At 56.8% G+C, this 22,783-nt stretch carries 15 protein-coding genes and 1 pseudogene; 10 read left to right on the top strand and 6 right to left on the bottom strand.

The genetic code is table 11. The annotated features are described in order from the left end of the window. Window positions 1–69: 69 nt before the first annotated feature. Complete coding sequence (locus ACX5I6_RS12315) at window positions 70–750, bottom strand: hypothetical protein (protein WP_461840655.1); 681 nt, start codon at window positions 748–750, stop codon at window positions 70–72. A gap of 2,186 nt (window positions 751–2,936) precedes the next feature. On the opposite strand from ACX5I6_RS12315, the gene ACX5I6_RS12310 reads away from it, so the two are divergent. Beyond that, window positions 2,937–5,132: a lysozyme gene (locus tag ACX5I6_RS12310; RefSeq protein WP_461840654.1), complete on the top strand. Its 2,196-nt coding sequence runs from the start codon at window positions 2,937–2,939 to the stop codon at window positions 5,130–5,132. A gap of 59 nt (window positions 5,133–5,191) precedes the next feature. Here ACX5I6_RS12310 and rfbA read toward each other — a convergent pair. Further along, a pseudogene (rfbA, locus tag ACX5I6_RS12305) lies at window positions 5,192–6,065 on the bottom strand (glucose-1-phosphate thymidylyltransferase RfbA). Between the two features lie 57 nt (window positions 6,066–6,122). Here rfbA and rfbB point away from each other — a divergent pair. Next, window positions 6,123–7,121 (top strand): dTDP-glucose 4,6-dehydratase, encoded by a 999-nt coding sequence (gene rfbB / locus ACX5I6_RS12300; protein ID WP_461840653.1) that lies wholly within the window; start codon window positions 6,123–6,125, stop codon window positions 7,119–7,121. Continuing rightward, window positions 7,118–8,530: a sugar nucleotide-binding protein gene (locus ACX5I6_RS12295; RefSeq protein ID WP_461841709.1), complete on the top strand. Its 1,413-nt coding sequence runs from the start codon at window positions 7,118–7,120 to the stop codon at window positions 8,528–8,530. Before rfbB ends, ACX5I6_RS12295 begins: the two co-directional genes overlap by 4 nt. Before the next feature lie 337 nt (window positions 8,531–8,867). Here ACX5I6_RS12295 and ACX5I6_RS12290 read toward each other — a convergent pair whose 3' ends face one another. After that, window positions 8,868–9,221: a tyrosine-type recombinase/integrase gene (locus ACX5I6_RS12290; RefSeq protein WP_461840652.1), complete on the bottom strand. Its 354-nt coding sequence runs from the start codon at window positions 9,219–9,221 to the stop codon at window positions 8,868–8,870. Between the two features lie 1,120 nt (window positions 9,222–10,341). Between ACX5I6_RS12290 and ACX5I6_RS12285 the strand changes: the two genes are divergently transcribed. From ACX5I6_RS12285 to ACX5I6_RS12275, 3 genes are all read left to right on the top strand, one after another. Next, window positions 10,342–11,193: an excalibur calcium-binding domain-containing protein gene (locus tag ACX5I6_RS12285; RefSeq protein ID WP_461840651.1), complete on the top strand. Its 852-nt coding sequence runs from the start codon at window positions 10,342–10,344 to the stop codon at window positions 11,191–11,193. A 1,677-nt stretch (window positions 11,194–12,870) separates the two neighbouring features. Then, complete coding sequence (locus ACX5I6_RS12280) at window positions 12,871–13,329, top strand: hypothetical protein (RefSeq protein WP_461840650.1); 459 nt, start codon at window positions 12,871–12,873, stop codon at window positions 13,327–13,329. A gap of 97 nt (window positions 13,330–13,426) precedes the next feature. After that, window positions 13,427–13,816 (top strand): ankyrin repeat domain-containing protein, encoded by a 390-nt coding sequence (locus ACX5I6_RS12275; protein ID WP_461840649.1) that lies wholly within the window; start codon window positions 13,427–13,429, stop codon window positions 13,814–13,816. Window positions 13,817–13,893: 77 nt separating this feature from the next. Here the strand turns inward: ACX5I6_RS12275 and istB are convergent, their stop codons facing one another. The 3 genes from istB to ACX5I6_RS12260 form a co-directional block, all read right to left on the bottom strand. Next, window positions 13,894–14,709 (bottom strand): IS21-like element helper ATPase IstB, encoded by an 816-nt coding sequence (gene istB / locus ACX5I6_RS12270; RefSeq protein WP_461840648.1) that lies wholly within the window; start codon window positions 14,707–14,709, stop codon window positions 13,894–13,896. Continuing rightward, window positions 14,706–16,382, bottom strand: coding sequence for an IS21 family transposase (gene istA, locus ACX5I6_RS12265; protein ID WP_461840647.1), 1,677 nt, complete (start codon window positions 16,380–16,382; stop codon window positions 14,706–14,708). The genes istB and istA overlap by 4 nt, the downstream gene beginning before the upstream one ends. A 669-nt stretch (window positions 16,383–17,051) precedes the next feature. Further along, window positions 17,052–18,971 carry a hypothetical protein gene (locus ACX5I6_RS12260; RefSeq protein ID WP_461840646.1) on the bottom strand — a complete coding sequence of 640 codons (1,920 nt, stop codon included), beginning with the start codon at window positions 18,969–18,971 and terminating at the stop codon, window positions 17,052–17,054. Window positions 18,972–19,108: 137 nt separating this feature from the next. On the opposite strand from ACX5I6_RS12260, the gene ACX5I6_RS12255 reads away from it, so the two are divergent. The 4 genes from ACX5I6_RS12255 to ACX5I6_RS12240 are packed head-to-tail and all read left to right on the top strand — an operon-like array spanning window position 19,109 to window position 22,533. Further along, a complete protein-coding gene (locus tag ACX5I6_RS12255; protein ID WP_461840645.1) occupies window positions 19,109–20,170 on the top strand; it encodes a glycosyltransferase in 1,062 nt (353 codons plus the stop codon). Further along, window positions 20,171–21,127 (top strand): NAD-dependent epimerase/dehydratase family protein, encoded by a 957-nt coding sequence (locus ACX5I6_RS12250; protein WP_461840644.1) that lies wholly within the window; start codon window positions 20,171–20,173, stop codon window positions 21,125–21,127. A gap of 34 nt (window positions 21,128–21,161) precedes the next feature. After that, the gene (locus tag ACX5I6_RS12245; protein WP_461840643.1) at window positions 21,162–21,764 is read left to right on the top strand and encodes a GtrA family protein; all 603 of its coding nucleotides are present in this window, start codon (window positions 21,162–21,164) and stop codon (window positions 21,762–21,764) included. Further along, a complete protein-coding gene (locus ACX5I6_RS12240) occupies window positions 21,673–22,533 on the top strand; it encodes a glycosyltransferase family 2 protein (protein ID WP_461840642.1) in 861 nt (286 codons plus the stop codon). The genes ACX5I6_RS12245 and ACX5I6_RS12240 overlap by 92 nt, the downstream gene beginning before the upstream one ends. Window positions 22,534–22,783 lie beyond the last annotated feature (250 nt).

Here is a 22,783-nt window from a genome sequence, read left to right as displayed (position 1 = left end):
TTCGACAGACAACGTTTTGGGTGCGTTGGTAATGCTCGCTCCTAGCCAAGGGAGTTTTAGCAACAAATCCTAGGGAAAGAGGATGTCGGATGCCGCAGTATGGCTGCTCTTGTTCGGGTCAAGCAGCGCGCAGGGGAGTCTTACCCGGGTGAATTTCCAACGGGCCGGGGCCACCGACACCGTGCTTTCCGTCAGTGTCTTGTCGGAACTGCATGCGGCCCGAGCTGAAACGACTTGGGCTGCCCATTCTGGGCCAGCTTCCCTCAATGTTCTGGCTTGGAAGAAATTAGGCAGCATAACCAGGGTGAAGACCAGCAACGCGGCGGAGAACACCTTTTTCGTTCCTGGTTGACTACTGCGGGTAGGTGGATCGCTAAGGCTCGCGAGAGCAATGGGAATCAAAGTAAGGAGGAGCATGCCGGGGGCGACCGCATAGCGGCTAAATTGAAAACTTTGCCGCCAATCCTGGCTATTGAAGTATGCGTAATTAAACACGGGGTTGGCGTTGATGAGAACTGATGCAGTCCAGCATGTTGCGGCCGAACCTATCGCGTAAATAGCAGCCACCTTCAAATTAGTCCTGCCGAACATAAAGATTAAAATGAAAAGTATCGTCAACACTATTGCTGGGAGAAAGACGGCCAGAATTCCGGTATTGGCGAGATCGTCCGCAACGGTGTGGCTGTCGGTCCAGACTAGTGATGCGACAGGCTGGACGAGGAAACCAAGTGCGACCGAGCGGAGACCCACACTGTTATCGACCCGCAGTGAGTCCCCCGAGGACTGACGAGTGTTGTCAACAACTGAAGGCCGACCCCGACGATGAGGCCGATCGGCGCCCAGTAGTTCTTGCGTTTCAATACCATCCAGGCCGCCAGCGGCAGAAAAATCCCTGTTATCACCTCACTAGCCGAGATGGCTAAAGCAGTAAGAATCAGTCCTGCGCGTCCGCCCCAAGTGACAGGCCGATGAATAAGCAACCAAGGCGAGAGCCACATAAAGTACCAGTGAAGGTTTGCCGCGTTGCCCAGAACTTCTATCGGAGCAATAGGCAGCAGCACAGGGATAGCAGCCAAAATTGCACGTGACCACGGAGATAGAATTAGGGGCTTGGCGAGTACGAAAACACCCAACCCCACGCCCGCGGTCACTGCGCAACTCAAAAATGATACCAATACGGCAAAATCGTCGATAGGGGCAATGACGTACACAAATCCCACAAGAGCACGGGGAATTACGTGAATATATCCATCGTACGGCTTAAGGAGGGTTTCCCACCCGTTGCTGGAGAGAACATCACGTAGAAAGACTCCCCCGTCCTCGGCCCAGACCGTTTGTCTAGTGGTTTGCGGAAGCCTGCACCAAGCTATAAAAGTCAACGCAAGCCAAGCCATGGGCAGCCACAAATGGAGTAATAACTTACGCAGCTGCAGTACCTCGAGGGCCACCCAAGCACTCCCCAATCAATGCAAAGTCCGTGCGGATTATGAACGCGCCCTAATTGGCACCGGCACGCAAACCACATTCAGTTCAAGAACTGAAATCTCCATACTTCGAACCAATGCCGCTTGTCCGCGAATGCACCCTGGAGCCATATCTTGCCTGCACACGCTGTTGGTGGAATTTTAGCCTACGAACGCATGGGTCCGGACCAATGGTCGTTCATCTGGATGACGGTTAGTACTATTTGTTGGCGATCGAGCGGCGTCGGCATCCCCGGCACCAACCGCTGCCGCCATCCGGGGTTGACCCCACGACAGCCTCGCAACGGATCCACATAAATCAGGAAAACCCCTCATCCTCATTGCGGAGGCGCCTTCGATTTGTGAACACAGCTTGTGACTCGGGAAGTGAACACCTATTCTGTCTAGTGCGTCATCTCATGGCACACATCATGGGGGCCGCGACTGGAGGACCCCGAAGAGCTAGACACCTTCGGGGTCCCCCGCTTTAATGAGAGGATTCCCGGGTGCGTCACTCATTCAAGAGTGGCCCTCCTAAAGTGCCCACACGTCGTGAGCCCTAGCTTGGCTCTACGTCTGCAGTGCCGGTCGACAGCATTTACTACGGGGTATGCCGAGGCCAAGCACGTTGTAGTTCGCGCGAAGTTGGAGTGTCGCCCGAGCCACCCCAACGCCTGATCTTCGCACAATCACCTGGCCTACGTTCTGCTTCATCAAGCTAAGATGCAGCACGCGTATACGTGCGTCCCTTTCCAGTACGGCCGACCGGTCCGTCTTCTGGAGGGACGACTGAACCGCTGGCCAACTATGCGTTCTCCGAGTGAATGACAAGCGGCACCATCACTTCCTTCACATCGGCGGGTTGGCGACAAAACCATCTGGACGTTTGCAGTCACCCTGCTTGCATGAGCCCCAACAGAAACATCCATACCACTGGCCCCCCAAGCAACACGATGCTATGGTGAGCGCGTTAAGTGTCAATATCTCTGTTCGGCAGGTCCCTGGGGGGACCACCGGCGCAGCAAACCAGATGGGCGTTCGGGGGAGCGCCCATTGTCCTCCGGAGCCAATATGCAGCGGAACCTGTCTCAGTCCCGTATCCCATTCCTGAAGTACCTAGGGGTGATTCCGCTTGCGCTTGCTCTTGTAGCGGGACCGGGCCTCACCGGACCCACCTTTGCTCTTGAATCGAGCCCGGCACCCACCCCATCAGCTTCACAAACTCCCACGTCCTCTCCGGCGGCTGCGCCTCCTGACACGACGCCATCCGCAGCCACCAGCATGGCGAAGCCCTCGCCGCTTCCCACGCAAAGCGCAATGGCTCCCCAGGCGACCCAGCCTCAATCCATGGCCGATGCCATCGGACCAGGGGGAGCGCAAATGGGCCAGCGTTCAGCCAGGGTCACTTCCTCCGCGACCCCGACCGGAGCCAAGCCGAACAGCATTGAAACCCTCGCCGCCCAAGGCACATGGATGCCAACTTTTGGGGTCCAGGGACTGGATGTCAGCTACTACCAGTCCGCAGTCGACTGGCAGCAACAGTGGAACATGGGAGCGCGCTTTGCCTATGTAAAAGCGTCCGAGGGAAACTACTATACGAACCCCGCCTACAGTTCCCAGTATCAGGGAGCCAGAAACGTAGGGATGATCCGGGGCGCCTACCACTTCGCGATTCCGAACTGGTCTTCTGGAGCCGACCAAGCCACTTACTTTGTCAACAACGGCGGAGGATGGTCGCCCGACGGATATACCTTGCCGCCGGTTCTCGACTTTGAATTCAATCCCTACGAGGGTAGGACCATCAACGGTTTCTACTTCGGTAACACCTGCTACAACATGTCGCCAAGCCAGCTGGCAGCGTGGGTCCAGGACTTTGGGAATACGGTCAGGTCAATGACTGGCAGGTTACCCATGATCTACACCAACACAAGCTGGTGGAATCAATGCCTCGGCAACCAGGCCGGTTTCGGTGATTACCCGCTTTGGGTAGCTGCGTACCCCGGTTCGCCCAGCAACGACGCCGGCGCGGTTCCAGTGAGTTGGTCAACGTACAGTGTGTGGCAATACAGCAGTACGGGCCCAATGGCTGGCGACTCGAATGTATGGAATGGCGACCTTCAGTCTCTTCAGCGTTTTGCCAACAACAGGGACAGCACAGGTTCCACCCTTGTGAAAGGGCCGAGCAGCAGCACGATCTACCTCGTCAGCGGAACCACTAAGTATGCAGTCCCGGACTGGACAACCTACCAGCGCTACGCGCCCATAAGTTCCCTTTATAATGTGAGCCAAGCCTACCTAGATAGTCTGTCTAACGGTAATACGGTTGGTCGTTTCGTACGAAGCACGGACGGTGCAATCTACTTCGTAGACGCAGGCCGACGGAACTATATTCCGAGCTGCGCCATCATGAGCGATTTCGGGGGTGGCAACTGCTCGGGCTGGGTGCCGCTGGCTCCTTTCCAAATCGACCTCTTTACCAGCGGAGACAACCTCACCAATGCGACTGTTTCGGAGAGCGGAAAGCTTTTTTACGTCAGCGGAGGGACGAGGCGTGAGTTCTTCGACTTACAGTCCCTAGCATATGCGAACCTTCCCACGGCCACCGCAGGTATGACCGATGCGGCCATTGACTCCTTTCCACTGTCCAATTCTGTACCTTTGGTTAGACCTGAAGTAATCATCGTTGACCGCGCTGGCGGGCAGCCATACATCTACACCGCAGGACGTCTGGTACCTGTTCCCGAATCGATTAATCGAGACAACAAGTGGGCGAACGCTCTCCCCGTGGCTGCGCTGGACCCTCAGTCTGTAGCTAAAATGGAAAAAGCCCCAGCGTTTACTGGCTTTGTGATGAACGAGACCGCGAGTAGCGGGTACGTCATAGGATCGCAGGAAAAATTTCCGATGAGTGACCCATCGCAGTGGTCGGGGACCGTAACGTTTTCAACAAGATTACTTGGCATGATAGCTACAGGGCCCAGCATCAGCAATCCTTCTTTCGGAAAATCCCCTTCATCCCCGATCGTTTTTAGGATCGATAAGAAGAGTATCCGCGAAGTTCCCGATCTGAATACTCTGATCCAACTAGGGGTTGGCAGTGTTCCCTATATTTACTCCTTGACGCCCTTGACCCTGGACTCTATGAATAAGGGACCAGCACTTCTTCCATTAGCAACGCTAGTGGTTGGAGAGACTAGTCCCGATGTGTTCCTAGTAGACGGCGCCGATAGGGTCTTACAGCTTGAAAGCTTCCAGATATCGAACAATATGGGGATAGTAGGGTACTCGCGCCGATCGCAATCAGCCATGGCTCCTTACACTTCAACGGGTACGGTTCAGCCTGTCATTCGATGCGGCTCGGTCACATATCTTGGATACAAGGGCTCTTTGTGGAAGCTTCCAAGCAACACAGCTACTGCCCAGCTACCAAGCCGCAGCCTCGACGCGTCCACCTGTAGCGCACTACCCCAAGTTACGGCGTCCTTGAACTCCACTATTTTCGCGAAATCCTTGGACTCTCCGACTGTGTTCCTAATGTCGGGCGGGAAAAAGATGCCTGTGACTTCTTGGAGCCGTTTAGTGGAATTAAATGGTGGTGGAGCATCTCCGGTAATAGCCGAGTACAGCCGAAGCGCCCTCGATGCCGTACCTACCGGAAGTGCCGCCTAGGTTCGACTTACAAGAAAATGGCGGAGGATCGATATCCTGATCCTCCGCCATTTTTAAGCTCAGCGTCCTTCTTGGTTCAACAAGTCGAGCAAGTATTTACCGTATCCGCTCTTTACCAGCGGCTCGGCACGTTCAGCGAGCTTGCGAGTCGGTCAGGAATCCCAAGCGCCATGAGATTTCTTCCGGACAACCAATTGAAAGACCTTGGCGTTTTTGAACCGTGTGAATGAACTCGGACGCTTCGTTGAGCGAGTCAAAAGTTCCCGTATCCAACCATGCTGTGCCACGCGGGAGGATCTCTACTTGGAGCTTTCCGCGCTCCAGGTAGGCCCGATTCACATCCGTAATCTCCAACTCGCCTCGTGGCGAGGGCCTCAGGTCCTTCGCGATTTCTACAACAGCGTTGTCATAAAAATAGAGCCCAGGAACGGCGTAGTGGCTCTTCGGATTTACTGGCTTCTCCTCGAGGCTTATGGCCCTACCGTCGTCATCGAATTCGACCACGCCATAAGCAGAAGGATCTGCTACCCAATACCCAAAGACGGCACCTCCGTCAATCTCTGCGTACCGCCGCAGCTGCGTTCCCATGCCGCGCCCATAGAAGATATTGTCTCCTAGTACCAGTGCCACTGGCCCGTCGCCGATATGCTCTGCTCCGATGATGAATGCTTGGGCCAGTCCATCGGGAGAGGGCTGCTGAGCGTATGTGATGTTGACACCGAACTGTGACCCATCTCCCAGCAAACGTTCAAACTGCCCGGCATCGTGAGGAGTCGTGATTATAAGGATATCCCTGATGCCGGCTAAAATAAGCGTAGACAGCGGGTAGTAGATCATCGGCTTGTCGTAGACCGGCACCAACTGCTTGCTGATACCCAAGGTAATCGGATGGAGTCTGGAGCCGGTCCCGCCGGCGAGTATTATTCCGCGCATGGTAACCATCTTTCCCTCTCGCTCGAAGTCCAACCAAATCCGGTAACCTATGGAACTATGCAGCGACTTCTCGTTACCGGCGGCGCCGGCTTCATTGGTTCCAACTTTGTCCACTACGTCCTTGACAACACCGATGACCATGTTACGGTTCTGGACAAGCTGACCTATGCGGGCAACCTTGAATCTCTGACCGGCTTGCCCGAGGATCGCTTCAAGTTCGTCCAAGGCGATATTTCGGACGCTGACATCGTGGATCGGCTTGTTTCCGAAGCGGACGTCGTTGTCCATTACGCAGCGGAATCGCACAACGATAACTCGCTGCATGACCCGCGCCCATTCCTAGACACCAACATTATTGGTACCTATACGTTGATCGAAGCTGCCCGCAAGCACCAAAAGCGCTTCCATCACATCTCAACAGACGAGGTCTACGGCGACTTGGAACTAGACGACCCCGACCGCTTCACTGAGAGGACGCCGTACAACCCGTCCAGCCCTTACTCGTCTACGAAAGCCAGTTCTGATTTGCTTGTTCGAGCTTGGGTGCGCTCCTTCGGGCTACAGGCCACTATAAGCAATTGCTCCAATAACTACGGTCCGTATCAGCATGTCGAGAAGTTCATCCCACGGCAGATCACCAACATAATAGACGGTATTCGCCCGAAGCTTTACGGCAAGGGAGAGAACGTCCGTGACTGGATCCACGCCAACGACCATTCCTCAGCCGTACTGACAATCATTGCCAAAGGCGCCATCGGCGAAACCTATCTCATCGGTGCTGACGGGGAGAAAAATAACAAGGACGTTGTCGAACTTATCTTGAAGCATATGGGCCAAGCCACGGATGCCTACGACCACGTGATCGATCGCCCGGGCCACGACCTTCGCTACGCCATCGACTCCAGCAAGCTACGCCACGAACTTGGTTGGGAACCACAGTTTTCAAACTTCGAAACCGGAATTGAAGACACGATTGCTTGGTACCGCGACAACCAAGACTGGTGGCGCCCCCAAAAGGCAGAAACGGAAGCCAAATACAAGGAACAGGGCCAATAGGAGTGGAGTTTCAGAAGAAACTCGCTGGGCGCAATACGCCAATTCCCGGCGTAATCGTATATGATATTCCCGTCTTCGGGGATAACCGCGGCTGGTTTAAGGAAAACTGGCAGCGAGAGAAAATGGTTGCGCTTGGCCTGCCCGATTTTTGCCCGGTTCAGAACAATATTTCTTTCAACGACAAGGCTGGAACTACACGGGGCATACATGCTGAACCTTGGGATAAGTTTGTCTCAGTCGCCGCTGGGCGAATATTTGGAGCCTGGGTTGACCTTCGTGAGGGGCCTTCGTTTGGGGCGGTCTTCACAGCTGAACTAGATGCTAGCAAGGCCATTTTCATCCCAAGAGGTGTGGCCAACTCCTATCAGACGCTTGAAGACGATACTGCCTATGTTTACCTCGTAAACGATCATTGGTCTCCGGAGGCGGAATACACCTTCCTCAATGTGGCTGACGAAACCGTCAACATTTCTTGGCCAATCCCTCTCGAACGCGCAGAGGTTTCGGAGAAAGACCTGCGCCACCCCAGGCTGTCGGGAGTGATACCAATGGCGCCGAGGAAGACGCTTGTCCTTGGTGCGGACGGTCAACTAGGGCGAGCCCTTAGAAAGATCTACGAAGGGGATGACTCAGTAGAGTTCGCCACCCGAGATGACTTTGACCTTCTCGATGCTCAGTCCTACTCCAACCGCCACTGGCCAAACTACAGCACCATCATCAATGCTGCCGCCTATACCGCCGTTGATAGCGCTGAATCCCGTGCTGGGCGAGAAATGGCATGGGCGATCAATGCAACTGCCGTGCGTAACCTTGCGAGGATCGCCGCGAAAAACCGACTAACGCTGGTGCACGTCTCCAGCGACTATGTCTTCGATGGATTAGTTGCAGTCCATCCAGAGGACGAACCGTTCGCTCCGCTAAATGTATATGGGCAAAGTAAAGCGGCAGGCGACACTGCAGCCAGCACAGCACCTAGTCACTATATCGTCAGGACTAGTTGGGTAATCGGCGAAGGTAAGAACTTTGTGCAGGCAATGGCCGCCCTCGCTGAGCGCGGCGTTAGGCCAGAAGTCGTGAACGATCAAGTCGGGAGACTGACCTTTACCGAAGACATCGCTAGGGCCATTAGGCATCTGCTGTCAACTAACGCCCCTTATGGTACGTACAACCTCAGTAACGACGGAGTGCCACAGTCTTGGGCTGACATCGCAGCTGACGTCTTCGAACTCTGTGGGGCTGATCGGTCATTTGTGTCTGGAGTCAGCTCAACCGAGTACTTTAAGGGAAAACAAGCTGCAATTCGACCTATGAACAGTGTCCTCGACCTGGACAAAATCAAATCAACTGGCTTCACACCTCGGGACGCCCGATCCGCCTTGGTTGAGTTTCTAAACCCGAAATTGCCCTAGTAAGAATTCAAATCCGACCGTCACCGCGACGCAGAAAGGCCCCTACTCCCCCGCGATTGCAGAGCGGTAGGGGCCTTTGCTTTATCCTGATTTAGATACTTGCCCACAATTTGCCCACACTTGTTTGCTTGTGAGCTTCGGAAACGGCGTCAAGGTCGCCATCGAACAGGCCGCATCAGTGTCTAGCGTCATCGCCGCGGAGCTGTGACCGAGCATCTTCTGGACCACACCTTGACGTTAGCGCCAACGGAAACGACGAAGGTCGCAGCCGACTGCCGTAGATCATGCGGAGTGATCCTGGGGACGCCAGCCCGCTTGATCGCGTAGGCAAACCAGCTCATGTTTTGTTCGTGCACGCGTGCCCCCCCCGAAGGTGGTGCCCGTTCTCGTCCGGGAACACCAAGTCGTCTCGACCCTTACCCTGACACTGCTGCGACAGATATTCCCCCAGGAACCTAGGGAAGGGCACCGTGCGCTTCTTATGATTTTTCGGAGTGCCAACCTCCATTACGGATCCGACTTGGACGGCGTTCTCTTCAATCATCAGCCGACGCCGCAGCATATCCAGATGCTTGACCCTCAGCGCCGTAGCTTCGCCCCAGCGGACGCCCCAGTAAGCCAGCAGCAGCACGAGCGCCGGGTACTTACTGGCAGCGGCCAGGGCATGCACTTCCTCATGGCTCAGATACACGTGGGGTTTCTTCACCTTCCGGGAAAGGAGACTACCCGGGCAGGATTACTCAGAGCCCGCCTATCGCTCACGGCATCGTCAAGTATCGCGGCCAAGATCCCGTAGGAACGGATAACCAGAGTGGCCCCCTTGGGCTTCCGGGCCGGCGACGCCGCCGCATCCCCCACGGACATTTCTGACACCCACTGCTGAACCGCCGTCTTACGGACGTCGGCGATGGCAACTCCACCCCAGCGCGGCTCCACGTGGAGCCTCCAGGCTGATTCGAGCGGCCGGAAGGCCGATGGTTTTAGGTGAGTCTGCCGTGCCAACCATTCGGCGCCCAACGGGCCAATTTGCGCCCGTGCTGCCGTTACGTCAATGAACTCCCCACGAGCCTTGGAGACCTCTACCGAGGCTAGAAAAGCTCAGCATCCCGCTTAGTTCGGAAACCCCGCTTGTCTGTCTGCGTCCGGTCTGGCTTCCGATACCGAACCCGGTAGCGTTTCCCAGAATTAGTCTTCTACGGCTCAATAGTCGCCATGACTACCCCACCTCTTTGTCCTTTGATACCGAGCTCGATTCGGATTTCGCCCAGTCTTTTTCTGTTTCCGCGCGGAGCGCCGCCCAGTCAGCATCCGACATGTCTTCTGGAGACCAGCCCGTGCCCAAAGACGTCATAAGTCGGACCAGGGCCCTGGACGACGTGCCACCTAGGTGAAGGCACCCTTTCATGTGTCACCAAGCAAGCATTTGTGCTCACACGTAGTGAATCGTCACGCGCGTAACTTATGCTCCTCTTATCACCAATCGCTGCACCGATGCAGCACTAGAAGAAAAGAAAAACATGGGGGCATCTCAAAGGCGGCTTTTCGCCGTCGCTGCTTCGCTGGCCATAGCAATGTCCGGTATCGCATCTACCGCACCAGCCATCGCAGCACCGAAAACCGTGACCAACGAACAGGTAACAAACCAAACCAGTAGACCCACCGCGACACCCACCGCGTCCGCCGTTCCTGCGGCCACCAGCACACCGACCTTGACCGCAAGTACCACTCCCGCCGAGACGGCCACGACCACACAGCCAGCGGGAGCACCTACCGTGTCGGCCTCGCCCCCGCAGCCAGAAGCAGTAGCGGGTGTGGGCCTTTGGCCGATCTACAAGATTGTGTATGACTCCACGATCTACCAGCTAGTCACGCAGTCGGACTCAAGCCAAACACCGGTAGCCCTAAGCTACGAGCAGTGGCGGGACGTCTACAACTTCCAAACACCTGTTCCCGCTGACACCAACTTCGTGAAGTATCCGTGGTCCCCAACCATCTACGCGGTGACGTTCTGGCCGGGTGGCGAGAACTACTGGATGTGGACGCGCCTTTCCTACCAGCAGTGGCAGACCGCGGGCTTCCCAACACCCCGCAATGCGGGCTGGATCAAGGGTAGCTACTACTACAAGTGGGCTACCTCCTCCGAACTCTTCGTGGAAGGTGAAGACGGTGTAAATCACCAGCTGACCGGCGCTGAATGGGCCGCCTCCGGCTACCGCTCATTCGTTGACCGCGGTAACGAAGGCTTCATGAAGCTCACTTGGGCACCCGAAGTTGCGCGTATGTCCGGGATCAGCACCGGCGCGGGCCGCCCGTTGGGTTACAACGAGTGGCGGGACGAAGCCTTCCCCACGCCGCAAGCTGTTCAGCGGATCACGGGAGACAAGTTCTACAAGGACTGCGGCAGCTCCACGATCTGGTACGCGGGGCCAGGTATGAACAGGCCTGTAAGCCTCCGCGAATGGATGGGCGCTGGATCACCGAGCCCGACTGTGACCGGCACGTGCGCCCCCTCTCAGCCGGCGCGGCCTGGGGACAAGGACTGTTCTGATTTCAGCGCCCAGGCCGAGGCGCAGCAATGGTTCGACACTTACTACCCGTATTACGGTGACTTCGCCAAGCTAGATGCAGACGGCGACCGCATCGCCTGCGAATACCTACCGTAATTCTCGGCAGCAGTTTGTCTGAATAGCGCCCCACCTCCCCAGAGGTCGGGGCGCTATCTGTGTTTGACAAGTTCACCTGCTCACCCAACGTTAGCGGCCGCCTAATTCTCCGGATGTCGGACGCTACGATTTTCGGACTGTCCCAAAACCGGTCGGAGACTGGGGCAGCAGGACATGCAACGGGAACAAATCGGACGGCTCTTGAGTCACCAACCTTGGCCATATAGTCCCTGGCCGCCTGACCGATTAGGTTACCGAAGTCCATTTTCTCCCCGGAACCCCGGACGCCGAGAAAAAGCACATCTGCGCATTGCTGTTCAAGCCGTCTTGTGGCATGAGTGCGGCCACAGAGGGCGGCGGTAACAGCGAGGTCAAAAAACCAAGGCCCAGCGCAAGTGACTAAAGACAGCCGACATCATCTTCCTCATATGACCCTTCCTCGTCACGAATCGAGGGTTCTGAGGCCTACGGCTAACTGAGATGCGAGAAGCATATACGCTAAAGTAGCGAACCCGGGTTGTCCCGGGAAATAGCGCGAAGAGGTTTGTTGATCTGGCGGGGGCTCCAGCGTTGCCTCAGATGTTCACGCACGAACTCCTGCAGCTCGGGGTTGGCTGCGATCTTGCTGCGCCACTGGCGACTTCTTATACGTTCGGCGGTGCGCTGTGCTGCGTTTCCCCGGACGATAGTTGCCAGAGGGCTCGCGCATGTTCCGGCCCACCGTAATGTCAGCCAGACCCCAAACGGAAGGCGGATCATCGTCGAACGCGTCCTCGCCTGCCGCCCGGTGGCTCACGTTGCCAAAGACCTGGGCATCCCGTGGAGCTGCGCGCATCGTTGAATCAGCAGTTACCGCGCTCATGGATTGGGCTGGCTAAAAGAAAGCAGCTCCCGTCCAAGGTCGTCCCCCCGTTCAACTCCGGCGAAAGTCGTATCTTATGTTCGGGCCAAACGGGTTGAGCACCAGAAAGTCCCGACAGCGCTGGCAGTGCGCCGCGGTACAAGCGCCCGGACGGTCTCCAAAATCCTCGCCAGGGTACGTGTGCCCAAGCTGCTGGACCTTGACCCGGCGACGGGGGCCCGGACCCTGGCTTCTCGCGCCACCGACGCTGCTACGAACGCGACGCTTCGCGGACATGATCCACATCGACATCAAGAAACTAGGACGGATCCCAACGGCGGTTGGCAGGCTGATCCAACGTAGCTCGCCCGCAACCATATAACAGGCCACACAAGGGTCGGTTTCGACTACGTCCATTTGGCCGTTGAAGAACATTCCCGTTTCGCCTACGCCGAAGTCCTGCAGGGCTAGAAACCGCCCGGGGTTCCTCACCCGCGTGACCGCAGCCGTGGACTACAACGGAGCACCAGTCAGGCGCGTCATGGCTGACAACGCCTGTCCTCTAGCGGCTCTCCCGACTTCCAGGACGCAAGAAGGCTGGGTGAATATGTCAACGTGATTCAGGGCCACCATGACGGCTTGATTTAGGACCACCGTCTGGAGCATTGGCGCGGCTCGGACGGGCGAATAGGGACCGTTCGGGGCGGGCAACTGTAATTCGCGGATCAAATAGGAGTTGAGCAACCGCGCGCCTCTGAGTTCCCGGTAAAGGATCACCCTGTGGCACGTCCGTTATGGAGGTGAGGGATGATCGACGCCGGGACTAGAGTTTTTCCATGGAACAGGAAACCGGAAATGTGCGCCTGATGTTTTTGCACGACCAAGTGGGGTTGGTACCCAGCGAGAAGTATCCGGATGTAGCAGCTGATTTGCTTGTTGAGGGCTATGACTCTCCCTCTCTTCGCGAACTGGCTGGACACCCACGGAATGATCCACGGGGGGCGTCTGACTTATGGGTCCAGGTCCGGGAGCAGTTGGGCAGGCCCTATGAGGACGACGGCGACGCCCGGCGCGCATTGGTTCGGCACTGGCTCCAACAAATCGTTGACGGCGTCCTCGACCCGTACATTGGGACAAATCTCATTCTGGGCCATGCTTGGCACGAACTAGGTCAGCCCACGGAGTTGAATTATTTGGTTGTCCTCAGGGACGACTGGGACGACATGCCGCAAAGCCGGGAGGATATTTGCAACAAGATTGTGGAGGCGGCGCACGAAGTGTTGATTGATTGGTAGTCCGTCGAGGCTGCTCATCGCAAGGAAGGCGCACCCGCCTAGTAAAGGATTGTCTATCGTGGCAGTTTGCCCCTACCGTCCAGAAGTTGAGGTATCCATGGATCCCGCCGGTCGTTCGCCGCTGCACTACGCAGCACTTACCGATGCTGCAGCAGAGGTGACTCGACTGATTGCTGCCGGCGAGTCACCCGACTCCGCGGATAGTCAGGGGTTTACCCCACTTCACCTTGCGTCTCAGGAGTATGCCCTGAACGCCGCTGCCGCGCTGATCGAGGCCGGTGCTCCGGTCGACGCAAAGAACTCATACGGTAATACACCGCTGTTCGTCGCCGTCTTTAACTCCCGCGGACGACCGGCGATGATCAATCTGCTGCGTTCGCGTGGTGCCGATCCGCTTCTGGCAAACATGTCGGGCCAGTCCCCTCTAGGACTGGCCAGACTGATCGGCAACTATGACGTGGCAGAGTACTTTCAGGATCTCCCCTAATGCCGCCGAGTGACCCCGTGCGCTGGCGGTGGCTGTTCGGCGAGCTTGCCGGCTGGGACTCCTCGCCGCCGTTTAGCCTAAGCGTTTCGTTGGGCGATGGTGTGTGCGAGGCGGTAGGAGTCTGTACCGGTTTCGATAATGGTGCCGTTGAAGGTGAGGCGGTCCACAATCGCGGCGCACAGGCGTGGGTCGGTGAAGGTCTTGGTCCAGCCGGAGAAGGATTCGTTGGAGGCGATCGCGATGGAGTTCTTCTCCTCCCGCTCGGTCAGGACCTGAAAGAGGAGTTCGGCGCCGCGCCGGTCCAGTTCCATGTAGCCAAGCTCATCAATGCAAAGCAGGTCCACGCGGCCATAACGGGCGATGGTCTTGGCCAGCATTTTTTCGTCGGCCGCCTCGACGAGTTCGTTCACGAGCCGGGTGGCGAGGGTGTATTTGACCCTGAACCCTTTCTCCGCGGCGGTTGTGCCGAGACCGATGAGCAGGTGGGACTTACCGGTGCCTGAGTCTCCGATGAGGCACAGAGGTGCGCCTCTGCGGATCCAGTCACCGGTGGCCAGGGTGGGGATGGTCGCGGGGTTGATGTTCGGGTTCGCATCGAAATCGAAGTCCCCGATCCACTTGTCCCGGGGAAAGTTGGCAGCCTTCACACGACGGATCGAGGAGCGCCGGTCACGGTCGTCGCATTCGGTCAGCAGCAGCTCGGCCAGGAACCCCTGATAGGACAGTTGCTCTTTCCCGGCGACGCTTAGTGCTTCGTCCAGGACCGCCCGGACGGTGGGCAGCCGGAGTCGACGGCAGGCCTGGTCCACGGCTGCGACCGCCGCTTGTTCGGTCAGGCCGCGGCGTCGGCGCAGGGTTGGAGTGATGGTGGTGGCCGGTGCGGTGGGGCTCATGAGATGTTCTCCTTCGACGGTGTTCCTGCAGAGTGCTCGGTGCGTTTGAACAGCAGCTCGTCGTAGGCGCCGATGGACGGAAGCGGGCGCGTGTCGGGCGGGAGTCCCGCGATGACCGCTGCCGGGTCCATGAGCCGGCGCTGGGTAAGGCTGACAACCCGTTGCACATTCACTTCAGCAAGAGCACCCGGATGACGGTCTGAACCGGACCCACCCCCGGTCGATGCCCCTGCGTGTCTGCGGGCCTCCACTGCGACAACATCGGCATTGACAGCTCCCACGCCCAGCGCTGCGGTGATTCCCGCCTGGACGTCTCCGTCGTCCATGGACCGGTGGAGCAGCAGGACGTCGATGAGTTCCCGGGTCCCCTCAGCGTCGCCATTGACGCGACGGGAGGCTGCCCAGAAGGCCTCGTGGGCGCTGGTGAACGCCCCGGACTGCCGGGCCCTTGCCAGCGCGGTGGAACCTGGCAGGGCACCTGGTTTGGTTTTGAGGACCTCAAGGTAGTGGTCCAGCTGGACCGATTGCCCTGACCGGGCCGCCATGCGCTGATGCCGCGCGACCACGGCGCGGCCGTCGAACACCACAACCTCGGATGCCCGCAAGGACACTCGGACTTTCCGGCCGATGAACCGCGCCGGAACGGAATACTTCACCATCCGCACGGTGATCAGCGAAGACCTGTCCACGGTTGGGTTGAGCACCAGGCCGGGATCGAATTCCTCCGTTGGCAACGGTGCCAGGGAGGCCTGTTCGTTGGCGAAGTCCTGGCCGATCGTGTGGATTCTGTCCATGATCCGCCGGCGCTCGTCCTCGGCTTCCCAGGCACGGATGCGGTCGTTGAGTTCTTTCAGCGACTCAACGACCGGCATCGGGGAGAGGCGGTTCCGGCGGAACCAGCCCACCTCGCCCTCGACCCCGCCCTTTTCGTGCGCCCCGCCGATACCGGGCTGGCAGTAGAAGGCATCAAAGCCGTAGAACGACCGGAACAACACCCACCGGTCGTTCTCCTGCCGCTGCCGGCCTTGCCCGAACACCACGGCGGTGACCGCGCTGGTGAGGTTGTCGTAGCGGATGTGCCGGACCGGCACGCCCCCGATCTCGTTGAATGCCTCGATATGGCCTTCCAGGAAAGCCTCCTGCGCCTGGGTGGGATAGACACGGTGGATGGCCTTGCCGGAATGGGAGAGCCGGAAGACAAACATGTGGCACTTCGTCTTGACACCATTGAGCACCACCCAGAGCTCTCCAAAATCCACCTCAGCCTCGGCGCCTGGCTCATGTTCCTGGGGCACGAACACTTCAACCCGGCGGCCCGCTTCCACATCGATCTGCGCCCGGCGGACCCGCACGTAATCGCGCACCGTCGAATACGACAGTTCCTCCGCGCCGTGCTCTTCGATCAACCGGGCCAAGACCCTCCGCGCGGTATGGCGCTGCTTCCTCGGCGCCGTAGTGTCCCCGGTCAGCATGGCATCGATGGCAGGTTTGAACGGATCCAGCCTGGGCGATGACCTAACCGGCTTCTTCCGGGCGGGCGGGACAGGATCCGACAAGGCCTGCCGGACGGTGTCCCTGCCGATCTGATAACGCTTTGCCAGCCCGCGGATAGACATACCCTCCACACGGGCGTCTCGGCGGATCTTGGCAAACAGCTCCATGCGCACCCTCATCCGGGACCTCCAAATGTTCGCTTTCAACAGATGAAAGCAACACTGAGGTGGTCCTGACTCAAACCGTCACAAGCAACCGGCGAGTCGTGGGTGGTCCTGATTCAAACCGTCACACCGGTCCTGAATCAAACTGCCATAGTCAGCTGGGCCTACCGGCAACACTTCAGGTATGACCAGGTCCACACGGAGGCCCTACGGCCATGGCTAAACTACTACAAGACCGGCCGGGCACACGGCGGCAAACCATCCGTCGACACATGAGCCGCCCAACGTCCAGGAAATTCGACTGAGTGTCACTCACTGCGGGCTGCAATTGACGGCATGGCTGCCCGTCTTCAAGCCCGCTGCTTCGAGGCTTCTACAACGCCGGTGCACGAAGGCGAGAGCGCTAACTATAAGCACGTCGCCGACACGAGGCATCTCACCAAGCCCATTCTGAAAGCCCACGCTGTCTGATAACGGCGCACCCAACGCGACCGGTTAACAGCGGGTGGGCAAAAGATCACGTGCGAGGACACCATTTGGCTCGCGGTCCGAAACAGAACATCCCGGTGTCGAATCGGCCGCAACAAAGCCGATGGATGTTGACGTAGCCGCACCATTGCTCACCGCCAACCAAGTAATCGATGGTATGGACGATGGAAGCGGATTTTCCGCGACCTTCGAGATTCATCCAGTGAGCTTCCAAAGAGTAACAGTCGCGCGCTTTTCGTTTGTGTCGTAGCTGGCCTCAGATAGGCGATCCCCGTGAATTTGGATCTCCCAGTCCGCAGAACACGATGAATCTGTAAGTACGTATTTGATGCCGGCATCCTTGGCCAAAGATTCCGCAAAGACGGTGGAGGAACGCTGCTTCAAGACTTCCCGCAGGCTGGTTTCCTTGCTCGGCCATGCTAAACCGAGGTTATAAAAGGCAGTGGGCAGTCCCGTCAGGGTCTTAAGTTGGAAGGGATTGATGCACGGGTCCGCCAGGACCAAATCTGATGCCTTACCGTCACCTACAGCTGGCAAACCCGGAGCGGACGCATTTGCCGTCAGAGTAGCCGTCGCTTGTTCTATTGCCCCTCCCTGCGGGTTGTGGAAACTCTCTGTTCCGCGATCATGGACGTAGCGCGAAAATTCGAAGTAGTCCAGCAGACTTATCCCCAATGTGCCTAAGACGATAGCGCACCAAGCTATGGCGATCCCGGTACGGGGCCGTAGCGGGTCAGACGCTGACGTCGGCATGTCTTCATGAATCCGCCCAGTAGAGCTACGGGGGCGCGGAGAGAGTTCACTTCGGGTGTTCCAGATCCTAAAAAGAATCTGACACACGATGGGAACAGCAGTAGCTGTCACGAGAGTAAAGCCGTCGATCCAAAATCGGTAGGGTTCCTGGTTGGCTCCCCAACGGTCATTGGTGGCAACGAGCGTCCAGGCAGCTCCAGCGCCGATGGAGAAAGCCAGCCATGCACGATTTCTTCGCATAACACCAGCCCAGAAAATCAATGCAAGCATAAGTAGTGGAACAATGGCAGCTAGGAGCCCTGTGCCGACAGGAACCCCCAAGGCGGATGACGACACCTCCCGGTAAGTCAGAAACTCATCCTTATCAGCCAACCCAAGCATGGTTCCGACGATTGTCGGAGACGCGGCGACACTCGCCATCAAGGCGGCAGCGAGCATAGGACCCTTATATCTAAGCAGTACTAGGAGATAGCCAGGTAGAGCTGCAGCGACGCCGACGACCAAAGTTGCCAATGGACCGGCGGTAACGGCGATCGTCGGTCCAGCAAGAATTACAACAGCCAACAAAACCAAGCTCACCGCTGTGTGCCACCAGACTCCATAACTTATCAGCCCAAAGACTGCCACAATGTATATTGTAAAATAGACAACTGCTAAGAAAGAATAAGTCTGCACATTTGCTAACAAACCCATGGCAGCCGCGGCACCAATAATGACCGCCCAACTACGTCGATCGAGGGAGCGGCGGCTACCTTCAACAGGGAACGCGAAGCCAATGAGCAGACAGGCGGATACGACCGCCATTGACAAAGCGGCGGATTCGCCATTTAGTGTAAATAAAACACCAAAAGCACCCCAGAGAACGGCATGGTTGTCCAAAGCGTGAAACCAGTTGCCCGCCAATGGCACCGCAAAGGTACCAATGATGCTTGGCAAGAACCCAAGCACCCCCATTACAGGCTTTCCTGTCAGCCTGATAAAAAGCCAGCTGATAACCCCGACCATTATGAGCTGAAATGTCAAACCTGTAATCTGCCACGTGGCAATTATGTCAGAGCTAAATATTCTCGAAAGAAGTCCCAAAAAGATGTAATACAATCGAGGATAATGATTAACCCCAGTTTCGGTAAATGGTTCAACAGCCGACATGTTGCCGTCTCGAACGTTCACCGCAATGGCAAGATAGGAATACTGATCGTAAGGAAAATAATTCCGAAAGTTTCGCCAACTGAAACCGGCGCTGGACATCAAAGGCAGAACTTGGAGCAGGCAGTAGGCAGCTATCGCTGAGGCAGTGGCGGCGACGGCCATCCAGCGCTGGCCCAACTGTGCGTTTCTGACAGCATCTCTTTGGTGTTTCACGTTGCTCTCTGTACCCCGCTAGCGAATGAATGGTTGTAAGGACCCGCGGCTTCAAGGATCAAGTGACCCGGGCTGTATCAACTACTCCAGATCGGTTCGTCACGGTGGGGAGTCGCCAAGCGGTAAACTCTATACACATGACCAACCCACTGACAGGCTTGACGGCCAGCACCCATCGTATCTCCGTCGTCGTTCCCGTCTATCAGGGAGAAAGGACGCTGCCTGGCGTCGTTTCTGAGCTGATGCAGCTTTCAGTACCCCAGCTATCCCCTGCCGGACATCGATATGTTGTGTCGGAGGCACTTCTTGTGTTCGATCACGGCCCTGATCATTCTGCTGAAGTAATACGGGAGCTAACGGCCCGATACGATATCGTGCGCGCTGTGTGGCTGAGCCGGAACTTCGGTCAGCACCCCGCCACGCTGGCCGGCATGGCTTCGGCCGGAGGCGACTGGGTGGTCACCATGGACGAGGACGGGCAACACGATCCTTCTGCAATCGGCAGCATGCTAGACACCGCAATGGCCCACCAGTCAACGCTAGTTTATGCACTTCCAAGCAACAAGCCACCGCACGGATTCCTGCGGAATGCCGCTTCGAAGGGGGCCAAGAAGGTGGTGGCCACGCTTCTCTCTAGCAACGACGCACCAAATTATCAGAGCTTTCGGCTCGTTACCGGAGAAGTGGCGCGTTCAGTTGCAGCCTACGCGGGTAACGCCGTATATCTCGACGTTGCTCTTGGCTGGATTGCATCCAATGTTTCCACCTGCCCGGTGGCCCTCAGGGAAGAAGGCGACCGAACTTCGGGCTACCGTCTACGCACCTTGTTGTCTCATTTCTGGCGGATGGTAATCTCAAGTGGAACTCGAGGGCTCCGACTCGTTAGTCTCATTGGGGCCATATTTGCCCTCCTTGGTGTCTGCCTTGCAATATACCTTCTGGCTGCATACCTAACCGGACATGGCGCCGGGCAACAGGGCTGGACCTCTACCATGATCGTCATCCTGATCAGCTCAGGAGCAATTCTCTTCTCCCTCGGCATAATTGCCGAGTATGTTGGCGTAAACGTAAACATGGCCATGGGGAAACCTGCGTATCTGATCGTTAGCGATCCGGCCGTAGGACCACTGGGTAAAATCAAGGAAAGCAACGAGTCATCCCCTCAAGGGACTGCCACATCCTCCGGAGGACCTGTCTAGATGCCAGAGCCTGCATGGGTAATTGGCGCAGGGGGCCTGCTAGGTAAGGGCCTCGTGTCGGTTCTCAGGAAAAGGGGCCACCAAGTTCTGACGTCGTCAATACCGTGGCACGATCCTCCCGCAGCAAAGACTGCGCTGGAATCGGCCGTGAAGGACTTTAGAGTGATTTCTCGCGGTAAGCCATGGCTAATCGCATGGTGCGCCGGGGCGGGTGTTACGGGAACCTCTCAAGCAGATCTTGATGCAGAGCTTGATGTATTCAAAGCTGCTCTAGCATCAATCTCTGATGTTCTCTGTGCGGATGATGCAGCTAGCGGACGGCTATTCTTAGCCTCATCGGCCGGAGGCGTCTATGCGGGCTCTCCTAATCCCCCATACTCGGAGACGAGCAAACCTCAACCTCTAGCACCGTATGGATTTGCCAAGCTCGCGGCTGAAAAAGCTGCTACGGAATTTGGGGTCTCCTCAGGAACGCGGATTCTGGTTGGACGAATCGCCAATTTATACGGTCCGGGTCAGAATCTGGATAAACCACAAGGACTCATCTCTGTTTTTGCTAAGGCCTATCTTACGGGTCAACCAGTTAGCGTTTATGTCTCTTTAGACACACTGCGGGACTACATTTACATTGATGATGCCGCCGAACTGGTCGCAGATTGCCTCGTCCGACTGTCCCAATCGGACGTCAGCCCAGGTGAGACGATAACCAAGATCATTGCAACACAGCGCGCCGATACCATCGGCGCATTGATCGGCGCCTGTCGAACGGTCTTCAGACGAAGGCCACTCGTCGTGTTGGGCGCTTCTCCCTTTGCAAAAGCCCAGGCACATGATTTGAGGCTTCGTTCCATAATTTGGCCAGAGTTGGACAACCGGCCCTTCACTCCACTGCCTGTCGGAATTGATGCGACAGTGCGAGACATGCAAATCATCCGAACCTCTGCAGGCACGTTGTAACTCTACGTGCAAGTGACAAGAAATGAGATAGACGATGGCCTCAGACGCAACGAGCCGGAATGAACCTGTACGCGGCATACATGCCGGGCCACCCGGTCCTCTGATGAAGCTAATCAAAGACCAGCGTGTGGCTTTCTTGCTTGTTGGTGGCGCAAATACCGCGTTCAGCACAGCATTGTTCATCGGTTTGGCTCTTGTCTTCGACAAAGCGCCATCCTTCATCTTACTTTTCGTATCGTGGTTTGTTTCACTGATATCAGTCTTTTTTGTTTACAGAAAACTCGTCTTTCGGGTAAGTGGGAGCCTTTGGCTGGATCTCGCCCGCTTTGCGCTGGTTAATCTTACATCCTTGTTCGTCAACGTTGGGTTGCTCTCTCTGTTCGCCGACATTATGGGATTCCCCCGTATTCCGACGCAGCTGGTAATAACAGCGCTCTCTGTAATCATTAGCTACTTCGGGCACCGATATTTTTCATTTCGACGAAAAGCTACGGACAACGTGTCCCCAGCTTCCACGCTCGGCACCCCAAGAGAGGAAAAAGAGCATGAGGCCTACTGTCTCAGTAGTAATCCCGGCTTACAACAACGTTCAATACATCTCCGAGACCCTGGAATCGGTGCTGAATCAATCATATGACGATTACGAGGTCGTGGTTGCCGATCATTCTTCGGTGGACGGAACTCAAGAGGTGATTGACTCCTTCAAAGGGCATCCGAAACTTCGCATATTGACCCCCACTCCCCCGGGTGGGGGGGCCCAAGCAAACTGGAATCGCGTTAGCTCCGAGGCGCGGGGAAAATTCGTGAAACTCGTCTGCGGAGACGACCTAATCGCTCCGACCGCACTCTCCGAACAGGTCCAGGCCTTTCAGCAGTACCCGACAGCTGTTCTAGTTGCGAGCCAACGAGATTTGGTTGATTCCAACGGAGACGTGTTTGTTCGGAATAGAGGACTGCAGGGAATAACAGGCTTAGTGTCTGGAGCTGAGGCCGTTCGCGCAACTGTTGTCGCAGGATCCAACATTTTTGGTGAACCAGCCTGCGTTATGTATCGCAGAGACGTGCTTGAGGATGAAGGCGGCTGGGACAATACCCACCCCTACCTAATCGACGAGGCTACGTACGCCAGGATATGTTTCCACGGCGATGTAGTTGCTCTTCGCCGGAGCTTAGCCGTCTTCAGGATTAGCGCGAGTCAATGGAGCGTTCGACTCGCAAAACAACAATCAGACCAAGCGATTGCTTTCCATGAACAAATAGCGCGAGAACACCCACATGTACTTAGTCGCTCTGACTTGTGGATAGGAAACTGGAAGGCAATTAGCATGTCCTACGCACGCCGTCTGGCCTACCTGCGGCTTCGGAAGCGCATGGGGCACGAGCACGCAGTCGAGAGCACGGTCTGACCCGAGTTGCCTCACGCCCGGTCGGTTTACAGAGGCTTAATGCGCTAATCTCTAGTCAGAGTTGGCAGCGTGTATACGCATCTTCTGTTAAACAAATATGCTGGGGCCCCGCCACCACATCTCTGCCGCGAATGAGTGCTCTTAATCATCGACTGTAAAGCAGGTTTCGTCGTTGAAAGATGGCTCGTGACTCTATGGGATTGCCCTGGCTCTTGTTGGCTGGGGGTATGAGACCGCTGTGAGCGCGGTC

The sequence above is a fragment of the Arthrobacter sp. MMS24-T111 genome (assembly GCF_054888995.1).
This window is presented reverse-complemented; position numbering and strand designations above follow the sequence as displayed.